Here is a 22,499-nt window from a genome sequence, read left to right on the forward strand (position 1 = left end):
TGGTCCAGGTCGGCGGGCACATAGCGGGAGGCCACGTCGAGGGCGGCGCCGCCGCCCACATGGTGGGGGAGCAGGTCGCGTTGGAGCGTCAGGGCCGCGGTGCGTTGACGGGCGTACTGCAGAGCGTTGTCCAGGCTCAGCGCGGCCCGGGTGACGAGTTCCTCGGCGAGGAGGAGGTCGTCCTCCTGGAACGGCGTCGGCTCCTCGGAGCGGCCGAACACGGCCAGCCCCAGCACACAGCGCCGCGCCCGGATGGGTACGACCATCAAAGAGTGGATCCCGCTGTCACGGACCTTCTGCGCCCGCGTCGGATCATGGTCGACCCATGGGCCGGCATGGGTGTCCAGCACCGGTTCCAGGTGAGACCTGCCCGTGCGCAGTGCGGCGGCGAATGACGAGGTCGGGGGGACGTGGATCACCTCTTCGCGCACCGCCGGCAACTCCAGGACACCTTGTTCGGTGGAGGCCACCCCGGCACGGCGCAACACAGGGCGGCGGGTCGTCGTGCCGGTCCCCGCCGAGGGATCGAGGCCGAACGGAACCGACTCCATCAGGTCGACGACTGCATGGTCGGCCAGCAGGGGCACGGCCAGGTCGGCCAGTTCCTGCCCGGTCCGCATCAAATCGAGGGAGCTGCCGATGCGCGTGCTGGCTTCGCTGAGGATGGCCAGGCGCTCGCGCGCCCGCCGGTTGCCGGTGACGTCCGCGCTCATGGAGCACACGCCCAGCGCCGTGCCGTCCGCGTCCTGGAGGCAGAAGAACGAGGCCGAGAACAGGTGCGCCCTGCCCCGGTCCGCCAGCGGCCACGCCCGGTACTCGTGGACCTTGGTGGGGCCGCTCTCCAGCACCTGCCGCATCACTGACTCGAGCGCTTCCGCCTCGAAGCCAGGGAACAGATCTTTCAGGCGGCGTCCGAACCATCGGTCACGAGGAACGCCGACGTGGCGCTCCATGACGTCGCTCACCCAGGTGCAGCGCAGCTGCGGGTCGTAGACGGCGATGCCGATCGGTGCGCGGGCCAGGAGCGACTCCCGCACAGTTCCCTTGGACGCGCCCGAGGACAGGGTGCCTATGTCGGTCACGGACACCAGCCACCGGGTGTCTGCGTCCTGACCCCACAGCAGCGAGATCCGCAGCATCATTCTGATGGCGTGGCCGTCGCGGTGGCGGACCGTCACGGCGCCGGACCAGCCCTCCTGGGCACGGCACTGCTCGGCGAACGCCGAAGCACTCGGGGCGTTCTCGGCGGGCGGCAGCACGTGTGCGGCGGACCGGCCCACCACTTCACCGGCCGAGTACCCGACGAGCTGCTCGGCGGCGTGCGTCCACCCCACCACGGTCCCCTCCGCGTCGAGCATCGCTATCGCCGCATCGGGTATCTCTTGGGGGCTCACCGGCTCGGCGAGCGCGTGGTTGGTGTTCGTCATCCGGTTCTTCCCGTCGGTGTGGGTGTGAGACAGCGTCCGTATGTGCGGCGCCGGGCCGATCTGTAGCCGTGGTGGAACGGCGGTGGTGGCCGGGGTCTGAGGAGCGCCCTGGCGGGACCGGCCGCGACGGCGTGCGATAGAGCGCGCTGCCTCGCCGATGGTTGAGTGGTTCACCGGCGCGACGTTTGCCGACCGTGGACCATTTCGCCCACTTCTGATGAAATGTTCAGTTAAGAGCGCTTTATCGTCAAGTCTCTCGAAATTGATTAAAGCGTCAGAAATGAGTGTGCTAGGTCACATCGCTGGGCCGTGGAGTCGGGATGGTGGGCCGCGGTGGACACCCGAGGTGGGCGATGCCATGATGAATCCATCAGAACTGCTGCTCTTATTCATGGAGCATGCCGATGTCAGCCCTACGCAGGAACCGATTCGAACGCCGTCGTACCGAGACCCGCCAGGCACTCGTCCGCGCCGCACGGAAGATCCTGGCCGAGTCCGGTGGAGCCGGCGCCAGCATCCATGCCATCGCGGAGCGCGCGGACGTGGGCCTCGGCTCCTTCTACAACCACTTCACGGGCAAGCCGGACCTGTTCGAGGCGGCCGTGGCCGATGCACTCGAGGAGTACGCCCAAGCCGTCGACGCACATCTGCACGGCGTCGATGATCCCGCCGAGCGCCTCGCTGGGGGCATGCGGCTCAGCGCGCGCATGGCCGAGTCATACCCGGAGATCATGCGGATCCTGTGCCACAGCCAGCTCGGTCGGATATGCGCCGGCGACGGACTGGCTCCGCGGGCGAAGCGTGATGTGGAGGAGGGCATGGCCGCAGGCCGGTTCACCGTGGTCGACCCGGTGATCGCCCTGACCGTGCTCAACGGCAGCCTGCTGGCGCTCCTGGAGCTGTGGTGCAACCAGCCCGAGGCAGACAGTGACCAGGCGGCGGGCACAATGGCCGAGATGATTTTGCATATGCTCGGCCTCTCCCCGGATGAAGCCCGAGCTGTCGCCCGGCGGCCCCTTCCCGCCGCTGCGTGAAGAGGATCCTGTCGCGCACCTGCCGACCGGCGCCGACGGCGCACCGGCTCCCGCGACCTGCGTAATGGACCGGGGTGGCTGGTCTCTCGTCTGCTGTCGCCGCCCCGCGGCCTCAGAGCTGGATGGGTAGCCGAGGAGGATCGCCTGCACCGGGCGGGCCGCCGCGGCCTGGCGCACGCGCTCGACCTGGTCGTCCGGGACGGCCGTGGCGTGGAGCAACCCCTCCTCGCTTTGCAGCTCGAACACCTCCGGTGCGAGGAACACGCACTGCGCACGGCCCTGGCAGCGTGTGAGATCCACAACGGTCCCCATCCCCACCGCTCCCTCCGTCGTCCCCCGCGTGTCCAGCTGGGCCGGACCGGGCGCCCGCATGCCACGGATCCGGAGACGGAAATCCCGGGGAGCTCGTCCCTCGGGCGCGAGGGCTCAGCCCAAGGCGTGGCCGAGTCCGGCGGCCGCGGCCGACGAGGGAAAGGTGGGTGAACGCGGCGCCGCGCCAAGCTGGGGCGAGTTGGAGGAACAGCTGGTCAAGCAGCTTGATCAGGTGCGGACCGAGCAGGAGGAACTCGCGGTCGCCGAGAGGGTGGTCGCGCGGACGGCCGAGCAGCTCGCCGCGGCTGCGGCGGATGCCACGCCGGCTGAGGTGCAGGTCGCGGGCCGGGTGGTGCTGCTGGTCCCGCATCGCGGGCCCGGCATGGCCCAGGACGCGCTGCCGCCGGACTACCAGCGGATCATGGCCGTCGTACGGGACGCGGGCGGGCCGGTGTCGACCAGGCAGGTCGGCCAGGAGCTGGGGCTGGAGGTGACGGTGCGGGGCAAAGCGGAATCCGCAAAGACCGCCCCTGCCAAACGATCTACACACCAGACTGCCGCCCACCACCAGCACGAGTACGCCAGCAGCCCGTCACGCCGGCCCCGCTGACCAGCACGTTCGAAGATGGCGAAGCTTCCCTGACAACTGAACAGAAAGTTCATCCAGACCAGCTCGGGCAGGGGCGAGTGGGCGCCGGTGCCCACGGTCTTTCGCTCGCGGCCCCCTGAACCACAGGGGGTTCAGAGCCACCCGCGGCGGGCCGCCTGCGCGCCCGCCTGGAATCGGCTCGTCGCCCCGAGGCGGCTGGTCAGGTCGGTGATCCGGCGGCGCAGGGTGCGTTCGCTGAGGCCGAGTTGGCGGGCTATGGTCTCGTCCTTCAGCCCGGCATGGAGCAGGTGGAGCAGAGCACGGTCGGCCTCGCTGAGGTCGGGCTGCTCTTCCGTCTCCTGAGCCTCGCTGCCGAACACGGGGGTGGCCTGCCGCCAGCTCGCCTCGAAGAGCTCGACGAGGGCGTCGCACAGCGGTGACCCGTGGACCAAGGCGGCGGTACTGCGCAGGCCGTCGGCACCGGCGGTGAGCGGAACGAGGGCATCGCGGCGGTCGAAGACCAGCAGCTTCAGCGGCACATGGGGCAGCACCCTGGCCTGTTCCCCCAACAGCACGAGATGCTGGAGCAGTTCCGCGCGCTCCGGGACGGCCAGCACCTGGCTCGAGTAGATCGCCCGTGCCCGTACGCCACGGGCCAGCAGGTCCTCCTCGAACTGCAACGCACTCGTGTCGGCCGTGAGGTAGGGCGGAGTGTCGAAGCACAGGACCTCGTGCTCGGCGCCCGCCATCAGCTCGGTCAACCAGGCGGTGATCGCGGTCGGCCCCTCGACGATCTCCACCAGTCGGCTCGGATCAGAGCTCAGCTTGCGCTCGTTGAACTCGGCGCCGTAGGCGTCCAGCGTTGCCGCCGCGCGCTCCAGCTCCAGACGGCGCGCGCGGATCAGGGCGGCCAGGCCGATGCGCGGGTCCACCGGGGCGTAACGGGTGGGCCGTCCCGCCGAAGGCACCGCGAGGCCCGCCGCGACCAGTTCGTCCAGCATGCGGCGGGCCTGCGCCGTGCCGCAGGACTGATGCCTGGCCAGTTCGGTCGCCGTCAGCGGCGGCGAAGCCAGCAGATGGCGATAGGCGCGCTCGGTCGGATCGTCGAGACCCAGGGACTCCAGCACAGGTACGCCTCTCTTGTGCACTGCCCGGCCCAGACGACGCGTGGCCGCTACCGGCTGCTGACCGGTATCGGCCAGCCATTCCTCTCCCGGTGGGACGGGTGTGCTGGAACAGTACCGGCATCCCCCGAAGCGCGGTTCACCAGTGCGTCCTGCGACGCCACCGCCCTGTTCCCACCCGAGAGGCACACGGTCCATTGAGAATCCGAAGAAAGGGCATACGCTCCGGCATGGCCGCCACCGTGCTCGGGCTCGCCGCGGGCCTGCTGGTCACACCGCCCGCTCAGGCGCATGCCCCGCAGCACGCGACGGGCGTTCGGTTGACCGCCACCGCGATCGAGAAGCTCAGCAAGCGGTACCAGACACGGGTGGACGGCACGCCCGGACAGGTAGCCGCTCAGGAGGGCCCCGCCGCTGCCGCCCCGGCCCCGCAGGGCCCGGCGCCGACCCTGAAGGCAGGCGCGGAGAACCGGACTGACGCCGCGCCCACCGCTCCGGGCCTCAAGCGGACCGGTCAGTGGGAGACCGCGCGGGGCTTCGCCGAGGGCGTGGCGCTCGGCGGAACCAAGGACTGGGTGGGCGTTTTCAGTGGCGGCACCGTCGCCCGTTACGACGCGCAGGGCAAGCAGGTGTGGGGCCGCGGAGCCACCTCCTTGTACAAGGACTGGCAGGTGACCCCTGACAACTGGTTCCAGCCGTACGACTATCTGCCGAATCTCTATGTCGGCTACAACCCGTACCAGATGTCGGCCAGCGGCAAGCACCCGTACGTGACAGGCGACTTCAACGACGACGGTGTCGACGACGTCGCGGTGGCGTACACGGTGGGCGACTGGCCGGGCCGGCCGTACTCGTCGCCCGGTTCGCAGCTCCACTACGGCACCTTCGTCACCGTCCTGGACGGCCGTACCGGAAAGGCAGCGTGGCACAAGCTGCTTCCCGGCTCCGTCGGCACCATGCTGGTCCAGGACGGCAAGCTGCTCGTCGCCGACTCCACCGGCCCGGACTGGGGCGCCGATCCGGTCGCCGAACAGGGCGACAGCCGCAGCAACCTGACCGCCTTCAGCTTCCACCGGGCCGCTCATGGCAACCTCGCCGGGACCGCCGAATGGACCTACTCGACGCACGCGCCCTGGGCTCGCTGGGGCGATCTGACGTCGCTGGGCGCCGGCCAGATCGCCGCGTCCTGGTCCGACACCCCCATGGGCCTGGGCAGCCCGCGCCCGGCCGCCGGCAACGTACTGGTGCTCAAGACCTCCGACGGCAAGGTCGCGTCGCACGCCAGGACGCCCGGCTACCCGCGCATGCTGTTCAAGGACCCGGGCGCGGACCGCGTCCTGGTGGTCGAGCAGAACGATCCGTTCGACAAGGTGCGCTGGGACCTGACCGCGATCGACGCGCACAGCGGTGACCGCAGGGTGCTCGCCTCACGTGAGGGCACCGTGCCGGAGGCGTTCCAGGTCCTGCCGAACGCCCACGGTGGTCAGCCCCGTTTCGCGGTAGCCGAGCTCGGCGTCGACGCGGACCTGTCGGACGGCCAGAGCACCGTCTCCGGCTGGGACGGTCAGGGCCACACCCTTTGGTCGTATACGACCGCCTCCACGGTCGGCGGGGCCAACGCCCCGACCATGGAGTTGTCTTCCGACGCGAAGGGCAGCGAGGTGTTCGCCTCGCTCTCGGACCCGACGAGAGACACCGCCGCCACCCCCGCGGGTCCCGAGCACACCCAACTGCTCGGACTGAATGCCGCGACAGGTCACCTCGACTGGCGGCGGGAGGGTGCCGTCTCCGGCGACACGCTCACCCGCTACCAGGGCGGACTCCTCACCGTCGGCTATGACGACACTGCCTACACGGTCAACCCCGGCAGCGGCAAGGCGCAGGCCATGCCCCTGGCCGGCGACCTCTACGCGGCCGTCGCCACGGACGTGAACGGCGACGGGAGCAAGGACCTGATCACCGGTGGTGAGAGCCGCGGCGTCTTCGCCCTCGACGGCAAAACCCTGAAGAAGGCGACGCCGACCGTCCTGTGGAGGGCCACGGTCGACAGCTCGGTGCACTCCCTGCGTCTCCTGCCGAACCCCGGCAAGGGGGCCGCCGACTCCGTGGTGGCTGCGACCGATCAGGGCTTCGCCGTTCTGAGCACGCACACCGGTGACCTGCGGGCGCATGTGCACACCGGCGGCTTTGTCGCCTCGCTCACGGTCGTGGGTAACGGCCACAACGGCTCCGAGATCGTCGTTCCGGGCAGCAGCCTGACCGCGTACACCGCGCAGGGCAAGAAGCTCTGGACGTACCGGCCGAAGGGCACGGAGGGCAAGAGCCTGTTCTTCTCCAGCGTCACCACGGACGACGCCGGACACCTGTTCTTCGAGTACGGCGGCACGCACAACGGGGGCCTGCCCAAGGAGGCCACCGATCCGGCGCCGACGGCGGTCGGCCTGGACGCCGCCACCGGCACCCCGGTCTGGACCGAGACCCCGACCGGTTCGGGCGCCGTCGCGATCGTGCCGACCACCCCGGCCCTGGCCGATCCGAACATCCCGGGCGCGGACGGGCACGGTGTCGCCTTCGCGTACACCGGCGATTTCACGACCTACCACCACCTGGTCCAGATCCTCGATTCCCGCACGGGCGAGGTGATCAAGAACTACGACAGCCCCGGGATGTCGCAGGGCTTCGTCGCGTCCAAGAAGACCGGCCTGGTCGAGATGCGCGAGTTCAACGACATGGTCTACCCGGCGGACGGCAGCGAGCCCTACGACGTGCCGACGTTCTTCGGCTTCCACTCCGGAGTGTTCGCCAAGTCCGTCGGCGGAACCGAGGCGTTCGTCGGCGCCTACCAGGCTCTGTGGTCCTACGACACACCCTTCGCGGACAACGACGGGTTCCTGCGCGAGAGCGCCGTGGACTCCGCCCTGGGGGCGAGTCAGGTCCAGAGAGCCGAGCTGGGCGACGGGCCGGGTGACGACATGATCGGTCTCGCGCTCGACTGGCGCGCCCTGCGAATCTCGGCCTCGGCGATCGGCGACGGCGTCAACGACATCGACTACTTCCCGCACGGTCTGACCACCTACAAGCTCTCCGAGGACGAGCCCACCCGGATCCCGACCCCTCCGGGCGGCGGCACATCGGTCGCGGCCCCGTCGGCCGCTGTCCGGGCCGATCAGCCCGACGACGACGGCCCCCGCAGCGCGAGCCCGCTGAAGGAACTCGACATGCCGATCGGCACCGCTTCGGTCCCGATCGAGATCCGGAGCAAAGCCGCAGCAGCCAAGAAGCTGAGCGTGGGCCGGGACAACACCAGTGAGGTCACCCGCGGCTACAGCCCGCAGCAGATCCAGGCACGCCTGGGCCTCAAGGGTGACGGCACCGGCCAGACGATCGCGATCGTCGACGCCTACCACTATCCGACGGCGAAGCAGGACCTGAACCACTTCTCCGCGCACTTCGGCCTTCCGCAGACCTGCGACACGGCGAGCGCGGGAGCGGACTGCTTCGACTTCGAGCAGGTCTACGCGGACCGCACCCAGCCCGACGTCGACACCGGCTGGAACGAGGAAGCGGCGCTGGACATTCAGTGGGCGCACTCGGTGGCCCCGCACGCCAAGATCGTCCTGGTCGAAGGCACAGACCCGACCATGGCCGCGCTCTACCGGGCCGATGACGTCGCCGCGGCACTGCACCCGGCCGCGGTCAGCAACAGCTGGGGCACCGCCGAGTTCTCCGAGGAGGCCTTCTACGACGGCCACTGCAAGCTGGCCGACTCGGTCTGCGTCCAGTCGACCGGGGACTCGGGCTACCCCAGCGGCTACTCGGCCACCAACCCCTACGCCCTGGCCATCGGAGGCACCAACCTCCGGCTGGACGCCGACGGCGACACCACGGACGAGACGGCGTGGAAATCCACCGGCGGCGGCCTGAGCTACTTCGAGCCGCGCCCGGCCTACCAGGACGGCGTGCAGTCCTCGCCGCTCCGGGCCACGCCGGACGTCAGCTTCGTGGCCGATCCCACCACCGGCGTGCCGGTCTACATGACCATGACCGTCGGTGACACCACCAGGTCCGTGTGGTTCGAGGTGGGCGGCACCAGCCTGTCCGCCCCGATCTGGGGCGCGATCATCGCCTCGGCCGACCAGCTCCGGGCCGACGCCGGCAAGCCGCACCTGGCTTCCGACGGACCCGACGGCGACACCGCGCACAACGATGTGTACGCGCTGGACAGCACCTCCCTGCGCGACATCACCGCCGGCTCCAACGGCCGGTGCGGTGCCGAGTGCACTGCGGGACCGGGCTATGACACCGTCACCGGTCTCGGCTCGCCCATCGCGGGCGTCGACGCGGCCCTGGCGGCGCTGAGGTAACCGCCCAGCGCAAGCACGCAGGGGCCCGGCATCCTTCTGGACGCCGGGCCCCTTGCTGTCGGTCGAGGCCGGGCAGCGGGCGCCGGGTGACCTCCCGGGCGTCGTCCGGGGGGACGCCGCGCATGCTCAGGATCATCTCGGCCAGGTCGGGGGCCGACCTCGTCCCCGTCGAGATCGGGGCGGGCCAGCCGCAGCGCCACGAGGGACATCAGGGTCCCGCCGAGGGCGGAGCTGCTGTCCGGCATCTACGCGGTCGGTGAGCAAGGGGAAATCTGGATGCGGCAGCTCCTGTGGGGTGAGCTGCCACCCGAAGACGAGATCGCGAAGGGTGATGGTTTCCTCACCGGGCCGGGATCCCCGTCGAGGATCTAGAGCTCTTCTTCCACGACTGAAAAACCTTCGCTTCGACGTCACCGCCGTGCCCGGATGAGGACGGAGGCGAGGTGGAGCGCGGCCTGGTAGGCGATGGCGAGTTTGCCCGTTCGCATGGCCAGGCCGCGCCATTGCTTTCAGCTGGTTGATGCATCGCTCGACCGCGTTGCGTTGCCGATATGCCTCGGCGTCGAAGGCTGGTGGACGGCCGCCGGTGCGGCCTGGCCGCAGACGGTGGCCGATCTGGTCGGAAGGCTGGGGGATGACAGCTCGGCTTCCACGTCGGCGGAGGTGATTTCGGATCGCGCGGGATGAGTACGCGCGGTCCGCCAGCACACCATCGGGCCGGGCCTCGGTCGTCCGGGCCCGCTTCGCGGAACACGGATGCCGGCCACGACGGTCTCGAAGGCCGGGGCGTCGCCCGCCTGGCCTGCGGTGACGCGGAGGACCAGGGGTCGCGCATGGCCGTCGCCGGCGAGGTGAACCTTCGTGCTCAGGTCGCCGCGGGAGCGTCCGAGCGCATGCCGTCGGATCTCGGACCGGCCTGGAGCCCCCTTTTTCTGGCTCCGGCGGCGTGCTGGTGAGCCCGGCATCGCCGGTTCCGCCCCTCGGGAACATTGCCGTGCGGGCTCCTGCATACGATGTGCCGCATGCTGATCTACGTCCCGGCGGCCGTGGTGTTTCTTCTGTTCTGCATAAAAGTGGTGCGCGAGCGGCGAAAGGTCGGCAACGCCGTTCTGCTCGGCCTGTCCCTGGTGTTCGCTCTGGCCGGCTCGCTGCTGGTCCTCGCGGAACGACGACCCGAACTCGCCAGGAACATCTCCGTCGTCCTGGCCGCCGTGGTGGCGCTGGGCATTGTCACCCTGGCCTGCTTCTTGCTCGTCAACGGCGTCGGCATGGTCCGCAGGGAAGGCTTCGGCCTGGGCAATCTGCTGTCACTGCTCTCGGGTGCCGGCCTGATGGCGCTGCTCTCGCTCGTGGCCGCGGCGGTGGCCGTGCGCGATCCTGTCCTGACATCCACAGCCGCTGTGGCGGCCGCCGTCGCCGGATACGCCGGCTTTCTGTTCCTCTGCTTCCTCGGATACGCCCTCGTCTACGGGCGTCTGCCGCTCAACCGCAAAGCGGACTTCGTGGTGGTACTCGGGTCAGGACTCACGGGCGGTTCCACGGTGCCGCCGCTGCTGGCGCACCGGCTGGAGCGGGGGCGCGCCGTGCACGAGAGGATCATCGCGCGCGGCGGTCATCCGGTGCTTCTCGCCTCCGGAGGCCAGGGAGCGGACGAGGAACTTCCCGAGTCGCATGCCATGGCCGCCTATCTCGTCGACCGTGGGTTCCCCGCCACGTCCGTCACGTGCGAGGACCGCTCGACGAGCACCGAGCAGAACCTGCGGTTCAGCAGGAAGATCATGGAAGAGGCGCGCCCGGGGTACCGGTGTGTGATCGTCACGAGCAACTACCACGTCTTCCGTGCCGCGGTGACCGCGCGCCGGGAGGGCGTCAGGGGCAACGTCGTGGGATCACGCACCGCCGCCTACTTCTGGCCGAGTGCGGCCATCCGCGAGTTCGTCGCGCTGTGCGTCACCTACTGGCGTACGAATCTGGCTGTGTGCCTCGTACTGCTGCTCGGCGGGGTTGCCCTGTACCTGCTCCACTGATCGAACCGTCGGGTCGACACCCATTCCGCAGAGACGCCAGGTGCACACGCGGGCGCACTCGGCCGGGAGGAGCGTGGCACCGGGCGGATGGGGCAGTCTGCCGGCCGTGGTCCGTGAGGCATCCCCGGCCGGCGGGACGGGGATGCCCGACCGCGCGGCGGGCATCCCCGTTCTGTGTGGCCGCGTGTGGCCGCGTGTGGCCGCGCGTCCTGGGACGGAACGCGGCACGCGTCAGTCAGACGTCCGGTGCCGGCGCTCGGCGCGCTTTTTCAGCCACAGGGGCAGTGCGTACCAGCACAGGGCGAACCAGAGGAGAACCCCGCCGGCGAGGATCTCGGCAAGCTGATCGGGCAGTACGACGTGGAGGATCAGCAGCACCGTGCCGCTGATGGTGAGCGCGAGAAGAACGAGCCCGGTCACCATCAGACGCCCGGCGACGGCCACCAGATCGTCCTTCATCTGCTCGCCGGTCAGCAGCCGGTGCAGGGAGACCGGTGCGATGAGAGCGCCGGTCGCGGCCGCCCCGAGAATCACCGTCAGCACATAGACGGACGTGTCGAAGGCGCCCAGATCACCGAAGCGAGGAGTGAACGCGACACTGAGCAAAAAGCCGAAGAGGATCTGCACGCCGGTCTGGGCCACGCGCGTCTCCTGCAGGATCTCCGCCCAGCGTCGGTTGACCCTCTCGTGGGCGCCTTCCTCGCTTCCGGGCTGCGCGCCGTGCGGCGTCGGCGCTTGTCTCTCGGCCGGCGTGGCAGTCATGGACAACCTCCTTGATGTGGAGGTCGGATGCCCGCGGAACGGAAGATCACGTGTCCCGTGTATCGCCGTCTGTGTCCCGCTGCGGTTCTCCGACGGCGATAACGGAGGCATGTCCAGCAGCTAAGCCGACGCGGGGGCAGTCCTCGGCGAAGGCCACCAGCACGGTGGGAAGTCGAAGGCCCGCCGTGGTCTCCATGGATCCGATCCGCAGACGTACGACTGCACGGTGTGCAGTTCCTGAGCGGCCTTGGTGATGCCGTGCGTGCGCGCGACGGCCAGGAAGATCCGCAGGTCGGAGAGTTCCACGTCGACCTCCACAGGGGCCCTTGGCGGGAGCGTACCTGCGGCCGGTCACCAGGCGAACGGTGTCAGCGGCCGGGCACGGCCAGGTCGCCCTCGGTGTACTGGGCGCGACCGAAGCCGAACGACCAGTCCTGAGGACCGTTTTCGACCATGCCGATGAAGACGTCCGCACCGCTGATGCCGAGGGGTTCCAGCTGTTCGGCGATGGTGTGGAAGAGGCGTTGCTTGACTTCGGTGCTGCGCCCCGACTGGGTGAAGATCTGGATCATCACCAGCTTGTCGCTTCGCTCGAAGCCGAGGCCGGCGTCGAGGGCGATGACGTGGTCCGCGTCGTGCTCGGTGATGATCTGGAACCTGTCCCGCTCGGGGATGTCCAGCACGTCCAGGAGCGCTTGATGCGTCGCGTCGGCGATGGCCCTCACCTCCTCGGGACGCCGTCCGCGGATGAGATCGATGCGTACGAAAGGCATGTGTCGTTCCTTGCCCGTCCTGTTGCTGATGCGTCTGTCGGAGAGGGCGGATCAGCGGCTCAGTCGCACCCACGTTCCATGGGCCCCGGCCCGCAGCACGGAGGACAGGCCGGCCTCGTGGAAGGCAAGCTCGATCTCCGGCAGCCCCTCGGTGAAGTGGGCCCAGGCGTCGTAGTGGGCCGGGACGACGGTGTCCGCGCCCAGGACAGCTGCTGCGGCAGCGGCGGCGCGGCTGTCGAGTGAGAGAGGACGGCCGTCGAACTTCGCCGGGACGCGTGCCGCTCCCACGTGCAGGACGGCCGCGTCGATGTCGGGCACCTGGCGGGAGATCTCCGCTACCGTGCGGATCGAGGCGTTGTCGCCACTCACGTACACGGTGGGGAGTCCCTGCCCGGACAGCACGAACCCGGTGACCTCACAGTTGACGTTCCCGTCGGCGTCGCGCTCGCCGTCCTCGGGACCGTGGACCGCGGGGACCGCCGTCACGGTCAGGTTGCCGCCGCCGTCCGCGCGGGGCACCGAGTGGCTGGTCCATGGTGCGAGGCCGACGGCCGGCGAGCCCAGTCGTCCGGCGGCCAGGGGGCCGGTGAGGACCAATGGGGCGGCCTTCGCGAACGCGCGGCCACGCTCGTCGAGGTTGTCCGGGTGCGTGTCGTGGCTGACCAGAACGAGGTCGACCGGCCCCACGGCGTCCTCGTCGACGACGGTGTCCGCCGTTTTGGTGAGGTACCCGTGCGGGCCGGCGTCGTCGAAGGTCGGATCGCTGACGATGCGCAGGCCGCCGAGGTCGATCACGGCCGTGGGGCCGCCCAGGACGGTGATCGCGGATTCCTGTCGGGGCAGACCTGCGCTGCGGGTTTCGCTCATGCCCTCGACGCTAGTGACTCCCCACGTCCGACAGAAATGCCTGTCGTGGCCCATCTATGTGTGTCAGGCATGGATCCGGCTCGCGGGGCCGATCACTGCGGGGTGGCGAGCGGTACCGCGGCCGCCAGGAACCGGCGGATCAGCGTTCGCCGGGCGTCGGGGAAGTGGACGAGGCTGACCGGACTCGCCGGTGCGTTGGCGAGTGCGACGAAGCGCACGGCGGGGTGCGGGGATCGGCGCTGCGCGACTTCGGGGACGATGCCGATGCCGCGGTTGGCGGCCACCGTCTCCAGCCATTCGTCGTAGTTGGTCGTTTCGATGATCCGGTCGGGGCGCTGGTCCGCCGGCCAGGACCAGGGGCCGGTCGTGCCGCTGACGGTGTTGACGACCAGGGTCCAGTGCTGGACGTCCGTCCAGTCCAGATGGTCGAAACGGGTCAGGTCGGAGTGCTCGGAGCATACGGCGATGCGCGGCTCGTCGAACAGATGCACAGTGCGCGCCCCTCGTGGCGCGTCGAACTCGCCCCGTACCACCGCGATGTCGAGCGTGCCCTGACGCAGCGCCTGAAGTGGATCGTCGGTCCGGGTCAGGGCGACCGTCGCTCCCGTGGCCTCTTCGAAGCGGCTGACGGTCTGCTGCGTCCAGGGGTCGGGCAGCAGCCAGCTGAATCCGAGCCGCAGGGTGATGCGGTGGCTCACGACGGCGAGGGCCTGGTCGAGGGTCGCAAGGACCCGCTCGACGTGGAGGAGGAACTCCGCGCCCGTATCGGTCAGTTCGACGTGCCGAGAGGACCGGTCGAGCAGGCGGACGCTCAGGTTGCCCTCCAGCTGCGCGATCGTTCGGCTCAGCGCGGGCTGTGTGATCAGCAGTTCCTCGGCGGCACGGGAGAACGAGCGATGGCGGGCCACGGACGCGAAGGCCCGCAGGTGACGCAGTTCGACGTCCATGCTCCGCGCGCCCCTTCCCGGCATCCATGCCTGCCATGCGTAGAGGCACCTTAACCGGCATTTCACGTACGCGCCGCGAAGCACCGGACGGCTTCGTCGGCGACACATCGGTTCGGAAGAAGAGTCGCTGGCAAATTCCCAAAATGGACCTGACCTGCCCTTTCGCCGGGCTCAAGTACACCTGAACAGACGGCATTTCGCAGTTAATAGGAGCGAAGGGCTGCCTGAATTTGGGCATGTATATTTCTGGGCAGTTCGCTACTTCTGATCGTGAGGTTCGGATGAACGATGACCTGACCCAAGCCGTACGACTCGCGGACGCCGAACCGAAGAAAGAGCAACCCGGCTTCTGCGAGAGGGCCCTCACCTCCGCCGCCAGTGAGAGCGACAGCCACGAGCCGTGCGAGAAGGAGGGTGCCGAAAGAGTCCTCGGAAGTCTCCGCGCCTACGGGGAGACGAAGGCATCCCGTGATGACCTGATCCGCGAGGCCGACGTGCACCAGATCGAGGAAGCGCGCATTGCACGCCTCACGGGCCACTCGCGCTCCACTGTCCGGTCGGTTCTCGGGAAACGCTGAGACCGGTCCCGTCCATGCCTGTCGAGTGGTTCATCGAACGGTCAGCGCTGTGGGCCAGGTCGTGGATGAGGCGATCGGTGATGACGCTGCTGCTTGGGCAGGAGCGTGATCGGTGCGGAGCGTCAGAGCGTCAGGAGCCCTCCGACGTACGGCGGACGCCGCTGTGAGGCCGGCCCGTTGTCCGTCCGCGCCTACCCGTACCGTGCGGCCCGCCTCCTCGGGGAGCAGCACGGCGTAAGCCGTCCTCTCCGCCTTGCCCGGGGCGGCATACTGGCCTGGCGCCTCCGTGGTCGGGAATGACCTCGTCATGCCTTTCCAGGCCTTGTCCGCGATCCCCAGCCGGCGGAGAAAGACCACCCGGCCCACGAGTGATCCGCCTGCCCCGGGTGCAAGAAGCCGCCCATGATCTGAGCCTGAACTCCCGGCAGGGCGCTGGTGCGTCCCGCCTACTGCAGTCGTCCGTCGAAGTCGTGCCGGCCGAGCAGCAGGCTCCGGGGACGGCGAGGAGCTCCGGTGACCGCACCGACGATCATCTCTAGGGTGTCGCGCACCCACTGGTGAAGCGTCGGTATCCGAAAGTTGCAGTATTAGCCCGTAGGGCGAGCTGCCCCGCACCTGTCCCGGTCACGTCGAAGGTGTCAAGGCGTACAGCTCTCACCACAGCGGGCGCCGTCTACGGCGGTACACGCGCAGGGCTCGCCGCAGACCTGCTCTCCATGTCGAAAGGTCTCACCCGCAAGCGTCAGAAAGGCCATCACCACCGGGCTGTCCCGTCTCGCTGATGACAGGTGGGGAGCCGTCGGCCTCGGGGCGACGCCTCGGCACCGCAGAGCGTCCCGTGCCTGAACCTGGTCTTGCCGGACTGGTTCGCACAGCCATCGCTTCCCATGAGGAGTACGCGTGAGTAGCTGGCTGGATGATGGGGTAGGCACGGTGACCAGCCACGATGAGGTGGCTGACTGTACGCTGTCGACCCTGGCACGGGTGAGCCAGCGCCCTGAGGTCGGTAAACGAATTGTCAGAACCGAGGCGTTGTCCAGCGTCAGCGGACCTCAGAGGCGTTCCGAAGACAGAGCTCGGTTACCCAGTGCTCGCCCGCGCCCGGCGGGGCCGTGACGAACGGGGATGTCGGTCACCGTCGACGAGGCCGGCCGAGCCACAACGGACGGTCTTGAATGGAGATGTCACGTACCGTCGACGATGTCGAGAACGGCGCGCACCGGGTCTGCGGCCCGGTACTCCGCGCTTAGGTCCTGCGCCCTGCGTCGGAACGCCGGCTCGTCGAGCACCCGCCGGACGCCCTGTCCGACCGCAGCGGTTTCCGGTCGTCCGGTGCACAGGTCGACACCGACTCCGAAGTCCGCGACCCGGGCGGCCACAGCGGGCTTGTCCTCGCTGCCGCCTGCCACGACGAGCGGCACGCCGTGGTGCAGGGCGAGCTGCACGCCGCCGTAACCGCCGTTGGTGACCACGACGTCGACCAGCGGGAACAGCGCGTCGAACGGGATGAACGACTCGACGCGCGCGTTCGACGGCACGCGCAGGTCCCCGGGGGCGATCTTGCGGCCGCCGAGCCCGGCCACGACGAGCACGTCCTCGTCGGCGAGCGCGTCGAGCGTCGGTTGGACGAGATCGGTCAGGTCGTGGTTGGCCACCGTGCCCTGGGTGAGCGCGACGACTCGGCGCTGCGAAAGCTCGGGCCACCAGGCGGGCGGCTGCCATGCGGTGGGCGGTTCGGGCGGCAGGGCCCCGATGAGCCGCAGTGTCGGCGGCGCATCGATCCGGGGGTACTCGAAGGACGGGACGGTGAGCTGAGCGAACACGTCGGGCAGCAGGATCTGTGCGTCGCTGATCACGGGCAGCGTGGCCGTCGCGCCCAGCCCCGCCATGACCTGCTGGGCGTGCGCGGTGGCGCCGGCGAGCTGGGCGGCGAGTTCGGCGTTGAACGCCGCAGCCGCTCCCCGCACGTCGAGCCCGGCGCGCGGGGGAGGAGGTCCCATCATGGTCAGCTCAGCCCCGCTGAGGGTCAGAGGGAAGATCCCGAGGCCCACGGTGCGCCGTGGCCGGATCCCGGGCGCGCCCAGCAGCTGCGGCCACGTTCCGTAGAAGGCAGCCTCGTGGACAACAGCGGCGTCCGGCTGCTCCGCCAGCACCTCCTGCAGCACGGCGTTCTGCGCTGGCGCCATGTCGGTGAACCAGCCGAACATGGCCTGCAGGAACGCCGGGCCCGGCGGCAGCTCGTGCAGCCACGGCTGCAGCTCACCGAGGCGGCGGTCGTCGAAGTCGGCCGGTCCGGCCAGCGGGACGAACGCCGCCCCCGCTGCTTCGGCCTGCCGCGCGAACCGGCTGCCGCTGACGACCGTGACCTGCCGTCCGGCCCCGACAAGGTGGCGGGCGAGGTTCAGCACCGGCCGGACGTGACCGGTGAGCGGGGTCGCGGCGAGCACGATGGAGGCGGCTGTCATGGGGGACTTCCTCGGGGTCGACGGAGGTCGGCCCACAGGGGCGGCCGACCGATGAACCAGATACTGGCTCCCCGCGTCAGAGGGAGACCACCGGACACCGACCGGACAGCGCCGGTACGGGCGGACGGCCGGGCTCAGTCCCGCCCGGAAACGGTGTCGGCACGCCGGACAAGTTCCCGGAGCAGTTCGCCGAGTTGGTCGGAGTCCGGGACCGGCTCCGAGCCTGCCACTTCCTCCCACCAGCGCGCTGACGCCACGTCACCGAGGTCGGCCGCCAAGGCCGCGGCCACGCCCGCCACGTGTGTCCGCGGCCGCTCGTCCTGCTGGGGGGAGAGTTCGGCGGCGACGGCGAGCATCACGGCGGCGTCGTCCAGGCGCCCTTCGCCGCGGGCGGCCTGCGCGCACTCCGCGAGGACCGCCGGGACCGAGAACTCACTGCCCAGCTTTCGCGCCGTGTCCGCCGCGGCCCGCCAGTACCGCGCCGCCGCGGCCCGGTCGCCGCGCAACAGCGCGCCGTCGCCGTAGCCGATCGGCACGTGCACGGCCGCCCACACGTCGCGCTCCACATCAAGGCGCTTGTCCAACAGGACCTCTGCCCTGGCCAGCAGAGCCCGTGAACCGTCGAAGTCCCCCAGGCGCAGAGCCGCCGCCGACGCGAAGATCGCCGCTTCCACGGCCAGCGACGCGTCGTCGATCCGCTCGGCAAGGCGCATCGCCCGCTCCGCGGTGGTGAACAGGTCCGCGGCCACGCGATTGGACCCGGCGCGCGCCACCAGCCAGCGGGCCCGCCCTTGTTCGCTCAGGTCGTCCTCGTGCAGGCGGTTGGTCCAGGCGAGGGCTTCGTGGGTGTGCCCGGTCATCCACAGCGGCAGCCACAACGACCACAGCAACTCGGCGGCGGCGTCGTACCGGCCGGTGTCGACGAGGTGGTCGAAGCCGAGCCGCAGCACATGGCGGTCGGTCTCAACCCGCTCGACCGCCGTCATCTCGCCGCGGCCCCGGATCGCCACAACGTGTGCGCGTCCCGCCCGCAGGGCCCATTGGGCCACGCTCCGACGGACGTGTTCCCGGTCGGCCGGTTCGAGGGTCTTGACGGCGTGCCGGCGGATCGGTTCCAGCATCCGGTACCGCGTGACCGGCCCCGTGTCGTCGGCGCGATCCACCAGGGAGTGCTCGATCAGCTCGGCGAACGCCCCCGCCGCGTCCGCCGCGTCCGCCGCATCCGCCGCGGCGATCGCGTCGACGGTGTCGAGGGAGAAACTGCCCGGCAGCATGGAGAGCCGGGGGAGCAGGTGCCTGGCCGCGGGGCCGAGCATCTGGCAGCTCCACTCGACGGTGGCCGCCATGGTGCGTTGCCGCGCCGGCAGGTCCTGTGGGCCGGCCACCGGCAGTACGGTGAGCGCGTCGATCCGCGCGAGCAGCGCCCGCGGCCCCAGCCGGGCCGCAGCGGCGGCCAGCAGCTCGATGGCCAGGGGCAACCCGTCGGCCCGTCGGCACAACTGCGCGACGGCACTGTCGTCCGCCCTGCCCATGGGCGGCGCGCCGGCGGCGACCAGCCGCTCGCCGAAGAGCCGCTCCGCCGCGCTCGCACCGAGCGGGGCGATACGCACCTCACGTTCCCGGCGCAACCGCAGCGGGACGCGGCTGGTGGCCAGGATCACCGTGTCCGGGGAGGCCGTCAGCAGCTCGGCCAGGTGGGGGCCGCAGGCCGTGACGCGCTCCAGGTTGTCGAGCACGAGCAGGGCCGACGTCCCTGCGAGATGCTCCGCGAGTCCGGTCACGGTGTCGGCGGCGCAGGCCGCCGCGTGGGCCACGGCTGCGAGAACGTCGTCGGGGTCGGTGACGTCGGTGAGGTCGGCGAAGTACACGGCGCCCGGGCGCTCGGCGGCCACCACAGCAGCGGCCGTCAAGGCGATGGTGGTCTTGCCCACCCCGCCCGGTCCGGTGAGCGTCACCAGCCGGCCCGGCGTGGTGCCCAGGGCGGCGACGATCTCCGCCACATCGTCGTCCCGTCCGACCACCTCGACGCCCGGCGGCGACGGGGTGCGGGGCGTCAGCGTGCGGGACGGCATCTCGAGCTCCGCGTCCCCGGCCCGGCCCAGAGTGGACAGCAGCGCCATGCGGTCGGCGTCGCGGAGCTGCAGCGCCGCGGCCAACGCCCGCACGGTGTGCGGCTGGGGCTGGGTCCGCCGCCCGCGTTCCAGCGCGCTGACCGCGGCGAGGGACACCCTGGCGGCGGCGGCCAGCTCCTGCTGGGTCAGCGATCTGGCCTCCCGCAAGTCCCGCAAGAGCGCCGCGAAGCTGATCGTCTTCCGTGCAGGCCCCGCTGAATCGCTCACGATCCCAATTATGGCCGCCGGGTCCGGACCGCTGTCCGGACCGCTGTCCGGACGGTGTCCGGGCATTGTCCGGTTGTCGGGAAGCGCCTCCGATGTTCATGATCGACATGACAGGACGAACCACCGCTAGGAGATCCAGGCCATGCTCCCCCAGGCCCTTCAATCACTGCGCGACGCGATCAACTCCCACGTCCCGGAACGGATCGCCGGCTGTTTGACCGAGGAGGGCCCGACCCACACCACCGTCTCCCAGGTGCTCGACGCACCGGCCGAACGGATCTTCACCGTCCTCCGCGACGCCCGCCGCCACCCCGAACTCGACGCCACCGGCCGACTGCGGCACGCCGAGACCTCCCAGCCGCTCACCGCCGTCGGCGACACCTTCATCATGGCCATGCACAGCGAGGAGCACGGCGACTACCGGATCGAGAACCGCGTCGTGGCCTTCACCGAAAACCAGGTCATCGGCTGGGCCCCCGGACAGCCCGGACAGCGCCCGCCCGGGCACCGCTTCACCTGGAAGCTCACCCCGACCGACGGCGGCCGCACCGAGGTGACCCAGATCTACGACTGGGCGGCGGTCACACACCCGGCACACCTGGTGCGGCTGCCGGTCGTCTCCGCCGACGAACTCGACGCATCGCTGACCCGCCTGGCCGCGGCGGTGGCCCAGCTGTTCTCTCCACGGAGATTGGTGACAGCGATCACTGACCTGTGATCTTGAATTTTCCCGTGGCGTCCAGCGCATGGATGTGAAGATCCCGTCGTGATCCGGCCCGTACAGCGGGCCCCAGGCTGTCCCGAGCGCGGCGATCCGTTCGGCCCTTCGGCGTCAGGGGAGAGTCCGGCCGGGTGTGTGCACGTAGCGGTGTGTGCGCTCGCAGTCCGCATGACGACGGTGTGCCGTCCGAGCCGACGTCAGGGCAGTTCATCAACGGGCACCACGGTCGATCAGCGTGGTGGTCAGGCACTCGTACAGCCATTGTGCCGAGCGTTCGAGCGGCCACCCGCAGTCGTCGGTGAGGGTGAAGTAGGAGCCGTTGCCGAGGAAGTACCAGAGCACGTCGGTCGCCGCTGCCACGGTCAGGCCGGGTCGTAGGGCGCCCAGCTCGTCAAGTCGTGACGCGGTGGCGGCCAGTCCGGCTCGCAGGCTCGCGTGCGCGACGCCGAGGCTCTCCCGAACGGCGGCGTCCTTGGGTGCGGCGGCCGTCACCTGGCGCATGAGCGGCCCCCATTTGCCGAACTCGTCGCATGTGCCGTCGACGATCATCCGCAACAGTGCGACGGGGTCGGTCTGTGCCGCGATGTGGTCGTGGATGCCGCCGGCTTCCGCGGCGTGCACGCCGTCCTCGATGAGCGTGCGCAGCAGGCCGCTCTTGCCGCCGCCGGCCGCGTAAACGGTGGGTACGGCCACGCGGGCGGCATGCGCGATGTCCTCGACGCGCGTGTCGAAGTAGCCGCGTTCGACGAACAGCTGTCGGGCCGCGGCGAGGATCGCCTTCCGGGTGGCCGCTGCGTATTCGGCCCGTCGGCCGGAACCGTGTGTTGACATCCTCCAATGATAGCTGTACTTATTCGATATAGTTACCTATCAGAAGGAGCGGTGATGATTTTCCCCGTGCTGAAGGACCTGGCGCGCCTGCTCGACGCGATCACGCCGGACCAGGAGGACCTGCCGACGCCGTGCGACGAGTTCGACGTGCGAACGCTGCGGCTGCATCTGCTTGGCTGGCTGGACTACTTCCAGGCCGCGCTCGCCGACCCCGCCGGCGACGTGCGCCCCGATCCGGAGGTTCGGATGAACGGGGACCGGTCCGGCGACCGGTCCGACGACTCCGCGGCCGTCATCGAGAAGCTCACCGCGACGCTGCGGGCCGCCCTGGACGACGGGGTGGCCACGCGGACCGTCAACGTGCCGATGATCGGCGGCGCCTATCCGGGCAGCACGGTGATCGACCTGTTGCTGGTGGAGGTGCTCGGGCACGGCTGGGACCTGGCCCGGGCCACGGGCCTGTCGTGGCGGCCGGACCCGGCGGCCTCCGAGCAGGCGCTCGCCGTTCTTCAGCCGATAGTCAAGCCCGAGTACCGCGGTCCCGGCCTGCCGTTCGACCCCGAGGTGGTGGTGTCCGCCGATGCACCCGCCCTGGACAAGCTCGTCGCCTTCACCGGCCGCGACCCCGGCTGGACGCCCCGCGGAGATCTGCCGGGCGGGAGCCTGTGAGGCCGGGCGTTCTCCCGGATTGTTAGGAACATGAGCGACTTCGCGGCGCCGGCCGCCCCGCTGCGGCCGCAGATCCTCGCGCTCTGCTACCGCATGCTCGGCTCGGCCGGCGACGCGGAGGACGCGACGCCTGCGGGCGGCGCGACTCCGGACGCTTCGGGGGGCGGTCGCCGCTACGGAAAGAGCACCGGCCAGGCGGGCCCCCGGCATCCGTAGCGCCGGTCCGGCGCGAAGCGATTGGCGGGAATGGACCGCGGTCGGCAGGAACCGGCCCGCGTCCCGGCCTCCCTCGTCGCCGACAACCACCACTCGACGTCGTTCTCCGCGGTGTTTTGGATCCCAGCAAACGCGCTCGGTATTTCTCGCCAACCAGCTGGCCGCAGAAGCACACCGTCCACGCATGTGGCGACCGCTCAACAGGCAAGATGTCGCACCCGGCAACCTCCGTGGTCAAGAGCCTGCATCCTCGCCAGCCTTCAGAAAGTGCCTGCCTCATGCAAATAGAGGAACTGACTGGTGCTGTCCAGTACGTGATGGATCTCTTCGGCATCTTCGCCTTCGCCCTCTCAGGGGCGTTCCTCGCAGTGCGCAAGGACTTCGACATCTTCGGGGCGGTCATCCTCAGCGAGGCGGCAGGCCTCGGTGGCGGCCTCTTCCGTGACCTGGTGCT

At 70.0% G+C, this 22,499-nt stretch carries 19 protein-coding genes and 3 pseudogenes; 9 read left to right on the plus strand and 13 right to left on the minus strand.

Annotated features, from left to right (window positions below):
* Window positions 1-1,427 (minus strand): PAS domain-containing protein (locus ACWDGI_RS42805; protein ID WP_450768470.1); only part of this gene is annotated, 1,427 nt, incomplete at its 3' end.
* A 398-nt stretch (window positions 1,428-1,825) separates the two neighbouring features.
* Between ACWDGI_RS42805 and ACWDGI_RS42810 the strand changes: the two genes are divergently transcribed.
* The gene (locus tag ACWDGI_RS42810) at window positions 1,826-2,461 is read left to right on the plus strand and encodes a TetR/AcrR family transcriptional regulator (RefSeq protein WP_450768471.1); all 636 of its coding nucleotides are present in this window, start codon (window positions 1,826-1,828) and stop codon (window positions 2,459-2,461) included.
* A 129-nt stretch (window positions 2,462-2,590) separates the two neighbouring features.
* Here ACWDGI_RS42810 and ACWDGI_RS42815 read toward each other — a convergent pair.
* A pseudogene (locus ACWDGI_RS42815) lies at window positions 2,591-2,773 on the minus strand (ferredoxin); the annotation flags it as partial.
* A gap of 163 nt (window positions 2,774-2,936) precedes the next feature.
* Here ACWDGI_RS42815 and ACWDGI_RS42820 point away from each other — a divergent pair.
* Complete coding sequence (locus ACWDGI_RS42820) at window positions 2,937-3,383, plus strand: hypothetical protein (RefSeq protein ID WP_450768472.1); 447 nt, start codon at window positions 2,937-2,939, stop codon at window positions 3,381-3,383.
* A gap of 131 nt (window positions 3,384-3,514) precedes the next feature.
* Here ACWDGI_RS42820 and ACWDGI_RS42825 read toward each other — a convergent pair whose 3' ends face one another.
* Window positions 3,515-4,489, minus strand: a complete 975-nt coding sequence (locus ACWDGI_RS42825; RefSeq protein WP_450768473.1) for a helix-turn-helix domain-containing protein — start codon at window positions 4,487-4,489, stop codon at window positions 3,515-3,517.
* Between the two features lie 227 nt (window positions 4,490-4,716).
* Here ACWDGI_RS42825 and ACWDGI_RS42830 point away from each other — a divergent pair, with 227 nt between their 5' ends.
* Window positions 4,717-8,850, plus strand: a complete 4,134-nt coding sequence (locus tag ACWDGI_RS42830; RefSeq protein WP_450768474.1) for a hypothetical protein — start codon at window positions 4,717-4,719, stop codon at window positions 8,848-8,850.
* 64 nt (window positions 8,851-8,914) lie between these two features.
* Here the strand turns inward: ACWDGI_RS42830 and ACWDGI_RS42835 are convergent.
* Window positions 8,915-9,080: pseudogene (locus ACWDGI_RS42835) on the minus strand (TetR/AcrR family transcriptional regulator); the annotation flags it as partial.
* A gap of 180 nt (window positions 9,081-9,260) precedes the next feature.
* A pseudogene (locus tag ACWDGI_RS42840) lies at window positions 9,261-9,814 on the minus strand (IS5 family transposase); the annotation flags it as partial.
* Window positions 9,815-9,872: 58 nt separating this feature from the next.
* Between ACWDGI_RS42840 and ACWDGI_RS42845 the strand changes: the two are divergent.
* Window positions 9,873-10,877, plus strand: coding sequence for a YdcF family protein (locus ACWDGI_RS42845; RefSeq protein ID WP_450768475.1), 1,005 nt, complete (start codon window positions 9,873-9,875; stop codon window positions 10,875-10,877).
* A gap of 231 nt (window positions 10,878-11,108) precedes the next feature.
* Here ACWDGI_RS42845 and ACWDGI_RS42850 read toward each other — a convergent pair whose 3' ends face one another.
* The 5 genes from ACWDGI_RS42850 to ACWDGI_RS42870 form a co-directional block, all read right to left on the minus strand.
* Window positions 11,109-11,639: a DUF6328 family protein gene (locus ACWDGI_RS42850; RefSeq protein ID WP_450768476.1), complete on the minus strand. Its 531-nt coding sequence runs from the start codon at window positions 11,637-11,639 to the stop codon at window positions 11,109-11,111.
* Window positions 11,640-11,759: 120 nt separating this feature from the next.
* Window positions 11,760-11,957 carry a helix-turn-helix domain-containing protein gene (locus ACWDGI_RS42855; RefSeq protein WP_450768477.1) on the minus strand — a complete coding sequence of 66 codons (198 nt, stop codon included), beginning with the start codon at window positions 11,955-11,957 and terminating at the stop codon, window positions 11,760-11,762.
* Window positions 11,958-12,007: 50 nt separating this feature from the next.
* Complete coding sequence (locus ACWDGI_RS42860) at window positions 12,008-12,412, minus strand: tautomerase family protein (protein WP_450768478.1); 405 nt, start codon at window positions 12,410-12,412, stop codon at window positions 12,008-12,010.
* Between the two features lie 51 nt (window positions 12,413-12,463).
* Window positions 12,464-13,279, minus strand: coding sequence for an MBL fold metallo-hydrolase (locus ACWDGI_RS42865; protein WP_450768479.1), 816 nt, complete (start codon window positions 13,277-13,279; stop codon window positions 12,464-12,466).
* 92 nt (window positions 13,280-13,371) lie between these two features.
* Window positions 13,372-14,226, minus strand: a complete 855-nt coding sequence (locus ACWDGI_RS42870) for a LysR family transcriptional regulator (RefSeq protein ID WP_450768480.1) — start codon at window positions 14,224-14,226, stop codon at window positions 13,372-13,374.
* A 281-nt stretch (window positions 14,227-14,507) separates the two neighbouring features.
* Here ACWDGI_RS42870 and ACWDGI_RS42875 point away from each other — a divergent pair, with 281 nt between their 5' ends.
* Window positions 14,508-14,804, plus strand: a complete 297-nt coding sequence (locus tag ACWDGI_RS42875) for a hypothetical protein (RefSeq protein WP_450768481.1) — start codon at window positions 14,508-14,510, stop codon at window positions 14,802-14,804.
* A 1,184-nt stretch (window positions 14,805-15,988) separates the two neighbouring features.
* Here ACWDGI_RS42875 and ACWDGI_RS42880 read toward each other — a convergent pair.
* The gene (locus tag ACWDGI_RS42880; RefSeq protein ID WP_450768482.1) at window positions 15,989-17,269 is read right to left on the minus strand and encodes a nucleotide disphospho-sugar-binding domain-containing protein; all 1,281 of its coding nucleotides are present in this window, start codon (window positions 17,267-17,269) and stop codon (window positions 15,989-15,991) included.
* A gap of 134 nt (window positions 17,270-17,403) precedes the next feature.
* The gene (locus ACWDGI_RS42885; RefSeq protein ID WP_450768483.1) at window positions 17,404-19,608 is read right to left on the minus strand and encodes an ATP-binding protein; all 2,205 of its coding nucleotides are present in this window, start codon (window positions 19,606-19,608) and stop codon (window positions 17,404-17,406) included.
* Between the two features lie 142 nt (window positions 19,609-19,750).
* Between ACWDGI_RS42885 and ACWDGI_RS42890 the strand changes: the two genes are divergently transcribed.
* The gene (locus tag ACWDGI_RS42890; protein ID WP_450768484.1) at window positions 19,751-20,326 is read left to right on the plus strand and encodes a hypothetical protein; all 576 of its coding nucleotides are present in this window, start codon (window positions 19,751-19,753) and stop codon (window positions 20,324-20,326) included.
* Window positions 20,327-20,539: 213 nt separating this feature from the next.
* Here ACWDGI_RS42890 and ACWDGI_RS42895 read toward each other — a convergent pair whose 3' ends face one another.
* Window positions 20,540-21,160 (minus strand): TetR/AcrR family transcriptional regulator, encoded by a 621-nt coding sequence (locus tag ACWDGI_RS42895; protein WP_450768485.1) that lies wholly within the window; start codon window positions 21,158-21,160, stop codon window positions 20,540-20,542.
* A gap of 54 nt (window positions 21,161-21,214) precedes the next feature.
* Here ACWDGI_RS42895 and ACWDGI_RS42900 point away from each other — a divergent pair, with 54 nt between their 5' ends.
* From ACWDGI_RS42900 to ACWDGI_RS42910, 3 genes are all read left to right on the plus strand, one after another.
* On the plus strand, window positions 21,215-21,829 hold the full coding sequence (locus tag ACWDGI_RS42900; RefSeq protein ID WP_450768486.1) for a TIGR03086 family metal-binding protein: 615 nt from the start codon (window positions 21,215-21,217) through the stop codon (window positions 21,827-21,829).
* Window positions 21,830-21,859: 30 nt separating this feature from the next.
* Window positions 21,860-22,045 (plus strand): hypothetical protein, encoded by a 186-nt coding sequence (locus tag ACWDGI_RS42905; RefSeq protein WP_450768487.1) that lies wholly within the window; start codon window positions 21,860-21,862, stop codon window positions 22,043-22,045.
* A 278-nt stretch (window positions 22,046-22,323) separates the two neighbouring features.
* On the plus strand, window positions 22,324-22,499 hold a 176-nt coding region (locus ACWDGI_RS42910; RefSeq protein ID WP_450768488.1), incomplete at its 3' end, for a TRIC cation channel family protein.

Source organism: Streptomyces sp. NPDC001220 (assembly GCF_053597895.1).

Coding starts and splice junctions, on each gene's coding strand:
- ACWDGI_RS42810 (WP_450768471.1), top strand. CDS start 1,826: ATGCCGATGTCAGCCCTACGCAGGAACCGATTCGAACGCCGTCGTACC.
- ACWDGI_RS42830 (WP_450768474.1), top strand. CDS start 4,717: ATGGCCGCCACCGTGCTCGGGCTCGCCGCGGGCCTGCTGGTCACACCG.
- ACWDGI_RS42845 (WP_450768475.1), top strand. CDS start 9,873: ATGCTGATCTACGTCCCGGCGGCCGTGGTGTTTCTTCTGTTCTGCATA.
- ACWDGI_RS42850 (WP_450768476.1), bottom strand. CDS start 11,639: ATGACTGCCACGCCGGCCGAGAGACAAGCGCCGACGCCGCACGGCGCG.
- ACWDGI_RS42860 (WP_450768478.1), bottom strand. CDS start 12,412: ATGCCTTTCGTACGCATCGATCTCATCCGCGGACGGCGTCCCGAGGAG.
- ACWDGI_RS42865 (WP_450768479.1), bottom strand. CDS start 13,279: ATGAGCGAAACCCGCAGCGCAGGTCTGCCCCGACAGGAATCCGCGATC.
- ACWDGI_RS42870 (WP_450768480.1), bottom strand. CDS start 14,226: ATGGACGTCGAACTGCGTCACCTGCGGGCCTTCGCGTCCGTGGCCCGC.
- ACWDGI_RS42875 (WP_450768481.1), top strand. CDS start 14,508: ATGAACGATGACCTGACCCAAGCCGTACGACTCGCGGACGCCGAACCG.
- ACWDGI_RS42880 (WP_450768482.1), bottom strand. CDS start 17,269: ATGACAGCCGCCTCCATCGTGCTCGCCGCGACCCCGCTCACCGGTCAC.
- ACWDGI_RS42890 (WP_450768484.1), top strand. CDS start 19,751: ATGCTCCCCCAGGCCCTTCAATCACTGCGCGACGCGATCAACTCCCAC.
- ACWDGI_RS42895 (WP_450768485.1), bottom strand. CDS start 21,160: ATGTCAACACACGGTTCCGGCCGACGGGCCGAATACGCAGCGGCCACC.
- ACWDGI_RS42900 (WP_450768486.1), top strand. CDS start 21,215: ATGATTTTCCCCGTGCTGAAGGACCTGGCGCGCCTGCTCGACGCGATC.
- ACWDGI_RS42905 (WP_450768487.1), top strand. CDS start 21,860: ATGAGCGACTTCGCGGCGCCGGCCGCCCCGCTGCGGCCGCAGATCCTC.